Origin of the sequence: Streptomyces sp. CB02366 (assembly GCF_001905905.1) — a bacterium.
GTDB lineage: Bacteria > Actinomycetota > Actinomycetes > Streptomycetales > Streptomycetaceae > Streptomyces.
Map to the genome: position 1 here is coordinate 391,118 of NZ_LIVT01000005.1, position 13,197 is coordinate 404,314.

Sequence of the window (13,197 nt, forward strand, 5' to 3'; positions counted from 1 at the left end):
CCATCAGGAGAGACATGAGCGGCAAGGGTGCACCCGAACTGTCCGTACGCAACTGCGGCGACCTCCGCGTGGCCGTGATCGCGGCCCAGTGGCACGAGAAGGTCATGGACGGCCTCGTCGACGGCGCCCTGCGCGCCCTGCACGAGCTGGGCATCGACGAGCCGACCCTCCTGCGCGTCCCCGGCTCCTTCGAGCTGCCCGTCGTCGCCAAGGTGCTCGCCGGACGCGGCTACGACGCGATCGTCGCCCTCGGCGTGGTCATCCGGGGCGGCACCCCCCACTTCGAGTACGTCTCCCAGGGCGTCACCCTCGGCCTCACCCAGGTCACCGTCGACACCGGTGTTCCCGTCGGCTTCGGCGTACTGACCTGCGACACCGAGGAGCAGGCGCTCGACCGGGCCGGACTCGAAGGGTCCAACGAGGACAAGGGGCACGAAGCGGTCACCGCCGCCGTCGCCACCGCGGCCACACTGCGCACCGTCAGCGAACCCTGGCGCTGAGTGCCCCCGTACGACCCCGTATTCTGAGGACCATCATGGGACAGAAAACCTTCGAAGAGCTCTTCACCGAGCTTCAGCTCAAGGCCGCCGAGGGCGACCCCGCGACCTCCCGCACCGCCGAACTGGTGGGCAAGGGCGTGCACGCGATCGGCAAGAAGGTCGTCGAGGAGGCCGCCGAGGTCTGGATGGCCGCCGAGTACGAGGGCAAGGAAGCCGCCGCCGAGGAGATCTCCCAGCTGCTGTACCACGTCCAGGTGATGATGGTCGCCCGCGGGATCTCGCTCGACGACGTCTACGCCCATCTCTGAGCCGGCCTCCCCGCCGGCCCCGCCCGGCCCGGGCGACACCAGCGCGACACCACCCGCACCCTCCCTCCGCACGAAGGAAGCCGACCTCATGCTGCGCATCGCCGTTCCCAACAAGGGTTCACTCTCCGGGCCTGCGATGGCGATGCTCCATGAGGCCGGCTACCAGCAGCGCAAGGAGTCGAAAGAGCTGGTCCTGGTCGACCCCGGGAACGAGGTCGAGTTCTTCTACCTCCGCCCCCGCGACATCGCGATCTACGTCAGCTCCGGCAAGCTCGACATCGGCATCACCGGCCGCGACCTGCTGCTGGACTCCGGGGCCGACTCCGAGGAGATCCTCCAGCTCGGCTTCGCCCGCTCCACCTTCCGCTACGCCACCAAGCCCGGCACCGCGGCGGGCCCGCAGGACTTCGACGGCATGACGATCGCCACCTCCTACGAGGGCATCGTCGCCGCCCACCTCGCCGAGGCCGGGGTGAAGGCGTCCGTCGTCCACCTCGACGGGGCGGTCGAGACCGCCATCGAGCTGGGCGTCGCCCAGATCATCGCCGACGTGGTCGAGACCGGCACCAGCCTGCGCAACGCCGGACTGGAGGTGATCGGAGAGCCGATCATGACCTCCGAGGCCGTCGTCATCCGCCGCAACGGCGCCCCCGCCGACGACCCCAAGGTGCAGCAGTTCCTCCGCCGCCTCCAGGGCGTCCTGGTCGCCCGGTCCTACGTGATGATGGACTACGACTGCCGCGTCGAGCACCTGGAGCGCGCCGTCGCCCTCACCCCCGGCCTGGAGTCCCCGACCATCTCCCCGCTGCACCACGAGGGCTGGGTCGCCGTCCGTTCCATGGTCGCCGCCAAGGAGGCGCAGCGGATCATGGACGACCTGTACGAGCTCGGCGCCCGCGCCATCCTCACCACGGCCATCCACGCCTGCCGTCTCTGACGGCCCCGGCCGCCCGCACCCCCCGAGAGAAGATCCCGATGTCCGCGCCCAGCCCCGAACTCCCCACCCTGCCGGTCACCTTCCGGCCCACCCTCACCCGGGTGGTCCTGCTGAGCGTGGGGCTGGCGATGTTCCTCGTCATCACGGTCGTCGCCCTGATGCTGGAACGGCTCAACCCGGGGGAGCGGACCAGCTTCATCTTCCTCGCGGCGCTCTTCTTCGGCGTCCTGGCCCTGCTCAGCAGGCCCCGGGTCTCCGCCGACGCGACCGGGGTCACCGTCGTCAACCTCACCCGGACCCGCAGGCTGGCCTGGCAGGAGATCCTCCGCGTCAACCTGCGCTCCGGCGACCCCTGGGTCTTCCTCGACCTCAGCGACGGCACCAGCCTGCCCGCCCTCGGCATCCAGCCCGGCCTCGCCAAGCAGCAGGCCATCCGCGACGCCCGCGCCCTGCGCGCCCTGGCCGAGGCGCGCGGCGCCGGAAGCGACGACACCCCCGCCGCGGGCTGATCCCCCGCCCGGCACGGGGCCCTGTTGTCTACTCTGGTGGGCGGCGGCGCCCCGTGCGCCCCGCCCCGCCCGTACCACGGCCCCGACCGGGGCCCGCGGGGTTCCCCCTGCGACCCAAGGAGTGACTCCTTCCAGCAATGGACGGATCGTCCGGTAGTACCTGCGCCGCCCCTTCCCCGGAGGCGGCGGCCTCATGACCACCCCCCTGCTGCTCCTCGCGGCCGCCTTCCTCCTCATCCTCGCCAACGGGTTCTTCGTGGCGGCCGAATTCGGGCTCGTCACCGTGGACAGGCCGGACGCGGAGCGCGCCGCCGCCGAGGGCGACCGACGGGCCCGTACCGTCGTCCGCGCCCTGCGCGAACTCTCCTTCCAGCTCTCCGGCACCCAGCTCGGCATCACCCTCACCTCCCTGGTGGTGGGCATGCTCGCCGAACCGGCCCTCGCCCGGCTGCTCGCCGCACCCCTCACCGCCGCCGGCCTGCCCCAAGGGGCCGTCCCCGGCGCCGGCGTCGTCATCGGCATGCTGCTGGCCTCGGCGGTCCAGATGGTCGTCGGCGAACTCGTGCCCAAGAACTGGGCGGTCTCCCGGCCGCTCCAGGTGGCCCGCTTCGTCGCCGGACCGCAAGCCCGGTTCGCAGCCCTCCTGCGCCCGGTGATCACCCTGCTCAACACCCTGGCCAACCGGCTGGTGCGGCTCCTGGGCGTCGAGCCCACCGACGAGCTGGCCTCCGCCCGCACCCCGGGCGAGCTGGTCTCCCTGGCCCGGCACTCCGCCCGCGCCGGAGCCCTGGAACAGGACACCGCCGATCTCTTCGTCCGGTCGCTCTCGCTGGCCGGGCTCACCGCCCAGCACGTCATGACCCCCCGGGTGAAGGTCAGCGCCCTGCACTCCTCCGCGACCGCCGAGGACGTCCTCAACCTCACCCGTGCCACCGGCCTCTCCCGCTTCCCGGTCTACCGGGACCGCATCGACGAGGTCGTCGGCATGGTCCACCTCAAGGACGCCCTCGCCGTCCCCGCCGCCGAGCGCCTGCGCACCCCGGCCGGACTGATCGCCGTCGCCCCGCTCCTGGTGCCCGGGACGCTCCCGGTGGAACACCTGCTGCGGCGGCTGCGCCGCGAACAGCCGATAGCCGTGGTCGTCGACGAGTACGGCGGCACCGCCGGCGTCGTCACCCTGGAGGACATCATCGAGGAACTCGTCGGCGAGGTCCGCGACGAGCACGACGCCGAGGTCGCGGGACGCCCCGAGCTGACCGCCACCACCGCCGAGGACGGGCGCCCGGCCTGGGACGCCGAGGGCAGCTGCCGGGTGCACACCCTGCGCCGCGGCGGCCTGGAGGTGCCCGAGGGGCCCTACGAGACCGTCGCCGGGCTCGTCGCCGGGCTGCTGGGCCGCATCCCCGCCCCCGGCGACGTGGCCGAACTCCCCGGCTGGCGGATCTCCGTCCGCCGGGTCGGCCACAACCGCGCCGAACGGGTCCGGTTCACCCGGACGCCCGGCCCGCAGCCGGACCCGGCCGCCCGGACCCTGCTGGAGGCCGCGCGATGAGCATGCTCCACCTCCTGCTCGCCGTCCTCCTGGTGCTGGCCAACGGCTTCTTCGTCGGCGCCGAGTTCGCCCTCGTCTCGGTCCGCCGCAGCCAGGTCGAGCCGCTGGCCGCCCAGGGCTCCACCCGGGCCCGCACGGTCCTGCACGGCCTGGAGAACCTGCCGCAGATGATGGCCGCCGCCCAGTTCGGCATCACCGTCTGCTCCCTCACCCTCGGAGCCGTCGCGGAGCCGGCCGTCGCCCGTCTCCTGGAGCCGGTCTTCCACGCCGCGCACCTCCCCGAAGGGCTCGTCCACCCCCTCGGCTTCGCCCTCGCCCTGCTGTCCGTGGTGGTGCTGCACCTGGTCATCGGCGAGATGGTCCCCAAGAACCTCGCGATGGCGGCGCCCGAGCGGACCGCGCTGTGGCTCAGCCCCGGCCTGGTCGCCTTCGCCCGGCTCTGCCGCCCGGTCACCAGCGCGCTCGGCGCCTGCGCGGCCCTGGTGCTGAGGCTGTTCGGCGTGGAGCCGAAGGACGAGGTGGAGGCCGTCTTCACCAGCGAGCAGCTCAACCGGCTCGTGGAGGACTCCGGCCAGGCCGGCCTCCTCGCCCCGGCCGCGGCCGAACGCCTGGAGGACGCCCTCGAACTCGGCAGCAGGCCCGTCCTCGACGTCCTGCTGGAGCGGGCGTCTCTGGTCACCGTCGACCCGTCGGTGACCCCGCGCCGGATCGAGGAGCTGACGGTACGCACCGGCTTCTCCCGCTTCCCGGTCTGCGCCGAGGGCGGCGGCCCCTTCATGGGCTACCTGCACGTCAAGGACGTCCTGGAGCTGGAGGACGCCGACCGCGCGGTCCCGCAGCAGCTCTGGCGTCCGATGACGACCGTACGGGCCGAACTGCCGCTGGACGACGCCCTGACCGTGATGCGCCGCGCCGCGACGCACCTGGCGCAGGTGGCCGACGCCTCGGGCCGGGTCCTCGGCCTGGTCGCCATGGAGGACGTCCTGGAGACGCTGGTGGGGGAGGTGCGCGACCCCTCCCACCGGGTGGTGTCGGTGCCCCGCCGCACGGTGGACGTGCCGAAGGGGCCGGCGCTGCCGGGGGCCGGGGTGCTCGCGCACGGACGCCCGGCGCGGGTCTCCTGAGCACGGCCGCCCGCGCACGGACGCTTCCCGCGCACCGGCGCCGGGGCCGCGCCGGGGGTCCGCCCCGGGCGCGGCCTCACACCGCGCCCGGCTCCTGCTTGCCCCGGCCCACCGGGCCGCGCCCCGACAGCACCTCGCCGTACGCCTGCATCAGGTCCGGGAGCCGCAGCGTCGACAGGTCCTCCCGGGTCAGCGCACCCGAATAGCCGGAGAGCCGCAGATCGCGGTAGGCGCAGCTCTTCTCGTACAGCGTCCGCAGGAAGCGGCCGTTGCCCAGCTCGTCGATCCACCCCTGGTCCACCACGTGGCCGCTGATGGACCGCAGCTCCTCGACCGCCTCCTCGTCCCACACGTCGTCGTTCTCGGCGGCCAGGACGCCGCCGATCGCGGTGAGTTCGAGCGGGCGGTAGCTGGGGAAGTCGACCCGGGTGGTGAACCGGGAGGAGAGGCCCGGATTGGTGGCGAGCAGCCGGTCCATGCCCTCCGGGTACCCGGCGAGGATGACGACGAGGTGGTCCCGGTTGTCCTCGGCCCGCTTGAGGAGCACCTGCAGTGCCTCGTCGCCGTACGCGTCGCCCTTGCTGTAACCGGAGTTGGCCAGGCTGTACGCCTCGTCGACGAAGAGCACCCCGCCCAGCGCCGAGTCGATCAGCTCATTGGCCTTCACCGCCGTCTGGCCGAGGAACTCCCCGACCAGATCGGACCGCTGCGCCTCGATCAGGTGATCGCCGCCGAGCAGCCCGAGGGCGTAGAAGACCCGGCCCAGGATGCGCGCCACCGTGGTCTTGCCGGTGCCCGAGGGGCCGGAGAAGACGAAGTGGCGCTTCGGCGGCTGCACGGGGAGCCCCTGCTCGGCCCGCAGCCGGGCCATGTTCAGCTGCGCCGAGAGGGCCCTGACCTGCCGCTTCACCGGCTCCAGGCCCACCATCCGCTCCAGCTGCGCCAGCGCCTCGGCCAGCAGGGCGGGATCGCTGGGCCCCGCAGGGAAGGACGGGGGTCTACGGCTCCTGGTGCGGCGGGCGCCCTCGACGGGGACGGGCGGACCCGGCACGGGCTCGTCCCCGAGCAGCCCCGCGTCGCCCAGCGGCCAGGACTCGCGCCCGTCCGCCGGATCGGCCCCGAGCAGCGCGTCCCCCTCCGGCAGCGCCTCCCCGCCCGGGGCCCCCGCCCCGAAACCCGACAGGGCCGCCGGGGCCAGGCCCACCGACTCGTCGAAGCCGTCGCCCTCCACGAGCGCCGCGAGCCGGGCGGAGGTGTCCATGAAGGCCGGATCGACCCGGTGCACCGCCCGGTACAGGGGCAGAGCGGCGGCGCTGCGCCCGGTGCCCTCATGGGCCCGGGCCAGCCAGTAGCGCAGCTCCTTGCGCTGCGGCTGCTCGCTGCGACATCGCATCAGCGCGGCCGACAGCAGCGGTTCCGCCTGCCCGAACATCTCCAGCCGCACCCGGGCCATCCCGCCGAACAGGCCCGCCTCGATGCCCAGCACCGGGTCGTCGACGAGCTGCTCGGTATACCGCACCAACTGCTCCCAGTCCTTGACCAGATAGGAGCGGCAGGCGTGCAGGAACCGCACCTGCGGGTCCGCGTCCACCGGCGGCAGCCCGGCCAACGCCCGGTCCAGCTCGGGCACATGGCGGCCGTCCAGCCAGTGCGAGGCGTGCGCCAGCAGCAGGTCCCGGCCGCTCTCCAGCACCGGCTGCACCCACCAGCCCAGCCAGTACCAGGAATTGAGCGTACGGCGGTGGCGGGCACGCTGCTCGCCGAAGCGGTCGCGGTGCTGGTACATGCGCAGCAGGGCCGTGGTGGTGTCGACGCGCAGCGCGTGGAGACCGAGCCAGCCGTCCGCCATGCCCGGATCGATGCGCACCGCGGCTCGGAACTCCTCCTCGGCCTGCGGGTAGGCGCCCATCGTGTAGGCGTCCATGCCACGCAGCCAGGCGAGGTCGGCAGGGGCGCCGGCGCCCTGTGTGCCGATGTTCATCAGGTCCCCCACAAACCGTGCCCCCAGGATGTCCCGCCCGCACAGCATGCCCACCGGAGCGTGCTGAATCACGGCGCGGGGGAAGGGAATTGACCACACCGAGGTGCATCGTACCCGCGCAGGGGGGAGCGTCCGCCCGGTGATCGAGCGCCGGGTTGATGACCGAGAGTGAGCGAGTTGCTCTGCGTGGTCGCCGGAACGGCGGGGGGAGCGCAGGGCGAAGCCCCCGATCACGGGGGAACAACCGGGGGCTTCGCGTCCGCGGGGGCTCCGAAAAGCCGCACAATGAGAACGTAAGACCAGTAAGGGCCCTCGGTCAAGCAGAGTTGGGGCCCTTCGGAGCCGAAATCCGACGGCTCAGCGGGGCGGCCCGCTCCGGCTACCCTCCGTGACGGAGCGGTTCGCTCCCGCTGTCGCCCCCGGCCCCGGCAGCCACACGTACCCCTCCGGCAACTGGCGTACCAGGGCGTCGGCATGGGGACGCGAAGGGTCTTCGGCGAAATGCCGGTCCTCGGCACGCGTCCACCCGTCCCAGAACCGGGTGAGCGCGACGCCGTCCCGCCGCCGGCCCCGCTCCCAGGACGCCTCGCGCCCCCCCTCCATCCAGCACAGCGCCGCCAGCCACGGGCGCACCTCCCGGCGCCCCGCGCCGACCCCCTCCACCAGCACCACGGGGGCCGGCTCCAGGGTCCGCTCCGGGCCGAAGCGGCGCTCCGTCCAGTCGTAGGGGGCGTAGCGCGCGCACTCGCCGCGCGAGAACGGCAGGAGTACCTGGCCCCGCAGCCGCCCCGTCCAGCCGAACAGCTCCTCGTGCGTGGCGAGATCGTCCAGATGGAGGACCGGCGCACCGCCCAGCGCCGCCGCGAGGCGGGCGGCGAAGGTGCTCTTGCCCGACCCGGCGTGCCCGTCCACCGCGACCAGCCGGACCGGCCCGCACGAAGGGGGCAGCGAAGCGAGCTCATCGGCGTGGCGGGCCAGGTCGTCCATGGCCCCAGGGTACGTTCCGGCACGCGGGTTCCCGGGTGCCTGCGCAGGTCACGCCCGTGGCCCTGGGCGACAGGTCTGCCAGTGGTCCAGACCCATATTGGTCCGGTGGCCCCCGCCGAACCGCTGGCCCGACCCGCCCGCCACCCGGGATAGTTGGCGCACCGCACCGCATCACCTCGCACCGCACCGCACCACTTCGCACGGCGCCCGCAGTCCACCTTCCGCATCCGACCGGGGGTCACGCCCATGACCAGTCCGACTTCGCGCAGAACCGTCCTGACCGCCGCGATCGCCGCCGCGGCCGGCGCCGGCACGGTGGCCTCCGCCGCGTCCGCGGCCTCCGCCGCCCCGCCGGCGTCCCGCGCCCCCTCCGTGCCCGCCGGCCCCTCCGCCGCTCCGAAGGCATCCGTGGACAACCGCTTCTGGCACACCTACACCGACTGGCGCTGCGGCGACGGCGACGGGACCCGGGTGCTCCCCGGCCCCCGGCCCGGCCTGGCGATCGCGGCCCCGGCGGGCCGCACCGACTACACCGACCCGCACACCGGTACGACGACCGCGTGGGAGTACGCCACCTGGACCTCTCCCGTGCACCGCTCCGCCGTCCCCGCCACCGAGGTGATCGCCTCCTGGAACGCCCGTACCCCGGCCGGCACCTGGATCCAGGTCGAGCTCAGCGGCCGGTACGCGGACGGCGCCGCGACCCCCTGGTTCGTGATGGGCCGCTGGGCGTCGGGCGACGGAGACATCCGGCGGACCTCCGTGGACGGCCAGGGCGACCCGCACAGCTCGGTGTGGACGGACACCTTCTCGGTGGACGACCCGGCGAGCGGCGTGCGCCTGGTCTCCTACCGGCTGCGACTCACGCTGTACCGCACCCCGGGCAGCCGCCTCACCCCGACCGTGTGGCGGGTCGGGGCGATGGCCTCCGACGTGCCGGACCGCTTCACCGTGCCCGCCAGCACCCCGGCCCTCGCCCGTGAACTGCCCGTGCCCCGCTACTCGCAGAACGTCCACATCGGGCAGTACCCCGAGTACGACAACGGCGGCGAGGCATGGTGCAGCCCCACCTCCTCGCAGATGATCATCGAGTACTGGGGCCGCCGGCCCACCGCCCGGGATCTCGCCTGGGTCAAGCCCGGCCTGCCCGACCCCCAGGTCTGCCACGCCGCCCGGCACACCTACGACTACCAGTACGAGGGCTGCGGGAACTGGCCGTTCAACGCCGCGTACGCCGCGACGTACCGCGACCTGAACGCCGTCGTCACCCGGCTCGGCTCGCTGACCGACGTGGAACGGCTGGTCCGCGTCGGCATCCCCGTCATCACCTCCCAGTCCTTCCTGAAGGAGGAGCTGACCGGCGCCGGATACGGAACGGCCGGTCATCTGATGACCGTCATCGGTTTCACCCGTGAGGGTGACGTCGTCGCCAACGACCCCGCGTCACCCGACAACGAGGCGGTGCGCCGGGTCTACCGACGGCGCGAGTGGGAGAACATCTGGCTGCGTACGAAGAGGTACGACGCGAACGGCAACGTCCGAAGCGGCACGGGCGGGGTCTGCTACCTCTACTGGCCCACGGACGTCTCGCCGTCCCGGCGGCGCGTGCTGGCCTCCCTCGGTATCGGCTGACCGCACCGGCTGACCGCACCGGCCGGGAGGGCTCCACCGGTCGTGCGGCGCGGGCGCTCGTGCGAAGCTCGATGCGTCCGGCCCGCCGCCTCCGAGAACAAGGAGCGACCGATGGCTCACCACCACCACAAGTCGAACGAAGAGGTCGAGGGCGACCCCGACACCGGTCACGGGCGCGGGATGCCCCGCCGCCCCGACGAGAGGAAGCTGGAGGAGCGTCTGGCGGAGGACCGCGAGGAAGCGGACCTCCCGCCGGACCCGGGCAGCCGCGACGACTGACCGGCGCGCTTCCGACACGGCCGCCCCCGCCGCCGCCCCCCGGCGGGGGCGGCCACGCGCGTACGGCCGGTTCGGTCCGGTCCGCCCCGCGTTCTCCGGTGGTCGCCGGTCCGGTCGTGGCGGAGACTCGGCCCTGTGGACGTTCAGGGCGAGGACCAGGCCGATCGGCAGTCCCGGTTCGGGTTCCCCCATCGCGTACGCGGACCGTTCTCGATCATCGTGTCGCGGCTCGCGCTCGCCTTCGGGTTCATCGTCCTCGCCACGGTGGTGGTCTTCCTCGGCCGCAGCGGCTACCGGGACTCCACCGGGCACCCCCTCGGCCTGCTGACGAGCTTCTACTACTCGGCCGTCACCCTGACCACCATCGGCTACGGGGACGTCGTCCCGGCCAGCGACTCGGCGCGCGTCGTGAACACCCTGGTGATCACACCCCTGCGCCTCGGCTTCCTGCTGGTCCTGGTCGGCACCACCATCAGCGCCCTGACGGAGCGGACCCGGGCCGAGTGGCGCGAGCAGACCTGGAGGAGAAAGGTGCGACAGCACACCGTGGTGGTCGGCTACGGCACCAAGGGCCGGGCGGCGGTGGCCACGCTGCGGGAGCGGGGCACGCGGCCGAGGGAGATCGTCGTGGTCGACATCGGCGCGGACGCCGTCGGGGAGGCGAACCGGCACGGCATCGTCGGCATCGTCGGCGACGGCACCCGCTCCGAGGTGCTGGCACGGGCGGAACTCGGCAAGGCGACGCACGTGCTGATCGCCACCGCGAGCGACGACACCGCCGTCCTCGCGGCTTTGACCGCCCGCCGGATGAACGCCACCGCCGTCATCACCGCCTCCGTGGCCCGCGCCGAGAACGTCGCGCTGCTGCGCGAAGGCGGCGCGGACAACGTCATCACCTCCTCCGAGACGGCCGGGCACCTGCTCGGCGTCGCGTCGCTGAGCCCTTCGGTCGGCACCGTGCTGGAGGAACTGCTCTCCGCCGGACTCGGGCTGGAGGTCGCGGAACGCTCCCCGGACCGGGCGGAGGTCGGCCGCGACCCCCGGCAGATCTCCGAGCCCGTGCTGGCCGTGGTCCGCGACGGCGAGCCCCTGCGCTACAGCGACCCCCGCCTCGGCGCCGTCCGCGCCGACGACCGCCTGGTCATCGCCCGCGAAACGCCCCGGCCCCGCCGGCGGGGGACCGGCCGGGACGAGAAGGGCTGAGCGGCGCCCGGAGAGCGCCGGAGCGGAGCCGTACGGAGCAGGAAGTCCGCCCGATCGGCCGACCCCGGACCCCGACCGGTACCACCCCGCCCCCGGGTGGACAGTCATGAGCCCATGAGCGAGAACACCACGGGAGAGCAGTACCGGCTGACGGCGGGCGACTACGCGGCGACGGTCACGGAGACGGGCGCGGGCCTGCGGGAGCTGAGCCACCGCGGCGAACCGCTCCTGCTCTCCTACGGCCCCGACGAACCGGCCCCGGCGGCCTTCGGCCAGTTGCTGATCCCCTGGCCCAACCGGGTCGACCGCGGCCGCTACACCTTCGACGGCACGGAGTACCAGCTCGACGTCTCCGAACCCGAGCTGGACTGCGCGATCCACGGCCTCGTGCGGTGGACGACCTGGCGGCCCGTCCGGCAGGACCCGCACGCCGTCACCCTCGCCTACGGCCTGCACGGTTCGACGGGCTACCCGTTCCGCCTCGACCTCGCCGTCACGTACACCCTGGACGCGGACTCCGGCCTCACCGTCCGGGTCGTGGCCCGCAACGCCGGCACCCGCCCCGCCCCGTACGCCCACGGCGCACACCCCTACCTGACGGTCGGCGAACCGCTCGACGACTGCGTGCTGACCCTGCCCGGCCACCGCTACCAGCCGGTCGACGAGCGGATGCTTCCCTCCGGCCCGACGCTCGGCGTCACGGGCACGGAGTACGACTTCACCGCCCCGCGCCGCATCGGGGCGCAGAGCGTCGACGTCGCCTTCACCGGTCTCGACCGCGACGCCGACGGGCGGGCCTGGGTCCGCCTGGAGGGCTCACGCCGCGCCACCCGCTTCTGGCTGGACGAGGCCCAGCCGTGGCTGGAGGTCTACACGGCGGACCGGGCGCCGGCCGCCTCGCACCGCCGCGGCATCGGCGTCGAACCGATGACGGCCCCGCCGAACGCCCTGGCCACCGGCACCGACCTGATCACGCTCGCCCCGGGGGAGTCGTACACGGGCGGCTGGGGCGTCGTCCGCGGCTGACCCCGGCCTGCCCGTCCACCCGTCCCCCCCCCCGGGTTGCCGGGGCCCGGCCGGTCCCGTTCCCTGGAACAGGGGCCGCCGCACGGCGGCGCCGAGCGGGGTCGCCTCCCCGCGGCGGGCAGCGGCCTCGGTGGCCGCCGCGGCGATCGCCGGGGCGGGCGTCGCCGCACCCCCCGCGCGGTGACACACCCCCGGCCGGAGAACCGAGGGCCCGGCCGCTCCGGAAGAGGGACGGTCATCATGGCGCGAGAACTGCTGGCACTGCAGGTGACACCCGCGAAGGTGCTGCGGATCAGCGCCTCCGACGGCCGGGTGGACACCTTCGTCGAGGATGCGGGCGACGCGCCCGACGGCATCGTCGTGGACTCCCGTACCGCCTACTGGACCACCATGGGCGAGCCGTTGACGGACCCCGGCGTCCCCGGCGAGGAGGGGCAGGACTTCTCCCGCCGCAACGGCGGCGTCCACGCCGTGGGCCTGGACGGCGGCGCCCGGTGCGACGTGGTCCCGCCGGGGGCGATCACGACCGGCAAGCAGCTCACCGGCGACGGAGCCGGCACGCTCTACTGGGGGGACCGGGAGGGCCGCCGGGTCAGCCGGGTCCGGGTGGACGGCGGCGGCCTGACCGACCTCGTGGTGAACCCCGCCGCCGACGGCATCATGGCCGAGTGCGTCGGGGTGGCGGCCGACCCGGCCCGGGGCTTTCTGTACTGGACCCAGAAGGGCCCGGCCAAGGGCGGTCGGGGCCGCATCCTCCGTGCGGGGCTGGAGATCCCGCCGGGCGAGAGCGCCGCGGACCGTTCGGACGTCGAGGTGCTCTGGGACGGGCTGCCCGAGCCCATCGACCTCCATCTCGACGGCGACCGGCTGTACTGGACCGACCGCGGCGCACCGCCCTCCGGCAACACCCTCAACCGCGCGCCCGTCCCGGAACCCGGCGGGCGAGGACGGGACCCCGAGATCCTCGCGGACGGGTTCGCCGAGGCGATCGGCCTCGCCGTCGACCGGGAAGAGGGCATCGCCTACGTCTCCGACCTGGGCGGCTCCCTCCGCGCGGTGCCCCTGCCCGACGGCCGCGCCGCAGGCCGGGCCCCGTACACGCTCGCCGCGCCGGGCCGCCCGCTGACCGGGCTCTGCCTCCTGCCCGGAGGGTCCTGAC

At 73.9% G+C, this 13,197-nt stretch carries 13 protein-coding genes; 11 read left to right on the forward strand and 2 right to left on the reverse strand.

The window, feature by feature from the left end; translation table 11 throughout:
* Positions 1-14: 14 nt before the first annotated feature.
* The 6 genes from ribH (at position 15) to AMK24_RS18815 (ending at position 4,930) form a co-directional block, all read left to right on the forward strand.
* The gene (ribH, locus tag AMK24_RS18790) at positions 15-500 is read left to right on the forward strand and encodes a 6,7-dimethyl-8-ribityllumazine synthase (protein WP_003970409.1); all 486 of its coding nucleotides are present in this window, start codon (positions 15-17) and stop codon (positions 498-500) included.
* A gap of 35 nt (positions 501-535) precedes the next feature.
* The gene (locus AMK24_RS18795; RefSeq protein ID WP_073769929.1) at positions 536-808 is read left to right on the forward strand and encodes a phosphoribosyl-ATP diphosphatase; all 273 of its coding nucleotides are present in this window, start codon (positions 536-538) and stop codon (positions 806-808) included.
* Positions 809-896: 88 nt separating this feature from the next.
* On the forward strand, positions 897-1,745 hold the full coding sequence (hisG, locus tag AMK24_RS18800; RefSeq protein ID WP_073769930.1) for an ATP phosphoribosyltransferase: 849 nt from the start codon (positions 897-899) through the stop codon (positions 1,743-1,745).
* A gap of 38 nt (positions 1,746-1,783) precedes the next feature.
* On the forward strand, positions 1,784-2,254 hold the full coding sequence (locus AMK24_RS18805; RefSeq protein WP_073769931.1) for a PH domain-containing protein: 471 nt from the start codon (positions 1,784-1,786) through the stop codon (positions 2,252-2,254).
* A gap of 193 nt (positions 2,255-2,447) precedes the next feature.
* A complete protein-coding gene (locus tag AMK24_RS18810) occupies positions 2,448-3,806 on the forward strand; it encodes a hemolysin family protein (protein WP_073769932.1) in 1,359 nt (452 codons plus the stop codon).
* Positions 3,803-4,930, forward strand: coding sequence for a hemolysin family protein (locus AMK24_RS18815; protein WP_073769933.1), 1,128 nt, complete (start codon positions 3,803-3,805; stop codon positions 4,928-4,930). The genes AMK24_RS18810 and AMK24_RS18815 overlap by 4 nt, the downstream gene beginning before the upstream one ends.
* Positions 4,931-5,006: 76 nt before the next feature.
* On the opposite strand, the gene AMK24_RS18820 is transcribed toward AMK24_RS18815, so the two are convergent.
* Positions 5,007-6,911: an AAA family ATPase gene (locus tag AMK24_RS18820; RefSeq protein WP_073769988.1), complete on the reverse strand. Its 1,905-nt coding sequence runs from the start codon at positions 6,909-6,911 to the stop codon at positions 5,007-5,009.
* 357 nt (positions 6,912-7,268) lie between these two features.
* Complete coding sequence (locus AMK24_RS18825; RefSeq protein WP_073769934.1) at positions 7,269-7,898, reverse strand: uridine kinase family protein; 630 nt, start codon at positions 7,896-7,898, stop codon at positions 7,269-7,271.
* A 246-nt stretch (positions 7,899-8,144) separates the two neighbouring features.
* Here AMK24_RS18825 and AMK24_RS18830 point away from each other — a divergent pair, with 246 nt between their 5' ends.
* From AMK24_RS18830 to AMK24_RS18845, 5 genes are all read left to right on the forward strand, one after another.
* Positions 8,145-9,530: a peptidase C39 family protein gene (locus AMK24_RS18830; RefSeq protein ID WP_073769935.1), complete on the forward strand. Its 1,386-nt coding sequence runs from the start codon at positions 8,145-8,147 to the stop codon at positions 9,528-9,530.
* A gap of 111 nt (positions 9,531-9,641) precedes the next feature.
* A complete protein-coding gene (locus AMK24_RS34240; RefSeq protein WP_199876451.1) occupies positions 9,642-9,809 on the forward strand; it encodes a hypothetical protein in 168 nt (55 codons plus the stop codon).
* Between the two features lie 135 nt (positions 9,810-9,944).
* Positions 9,945-11,012, forward strand: coding sequence for a potassium channel family protein (locus AMK24_RS18835; protein WP_073769936.1), 1,068 nt, complete (start codon positions 9,945-9,947; stop codon positions 11,010-11,012).
* A gap of 114 nt (positions 11,013-11,126) precedes the next feature.
* Entirely contained in the window at positions 11,127-12,038 is a 912-nt protein-coding gene (locus AMK24_RS18840; protein WP_073769937.1) for an aldose 1-epimerase family protein, read from the forward strand.
* A gap of 240 nt (positions 12,039-12,278) precedes the next feature.
* On the forward strand, positions 12,279-13,196 hold the full coding sequence (locus AMK24_RS18845; protein ID WP_073769938.1) for a hypothetical protein: 918 nt from the start codon (positions 12,279-12,281) through the stop codon (positions 13,194-13,196).
* The last annotated feature ends 1 nt before the right edge of the window (position 13,197 follow it).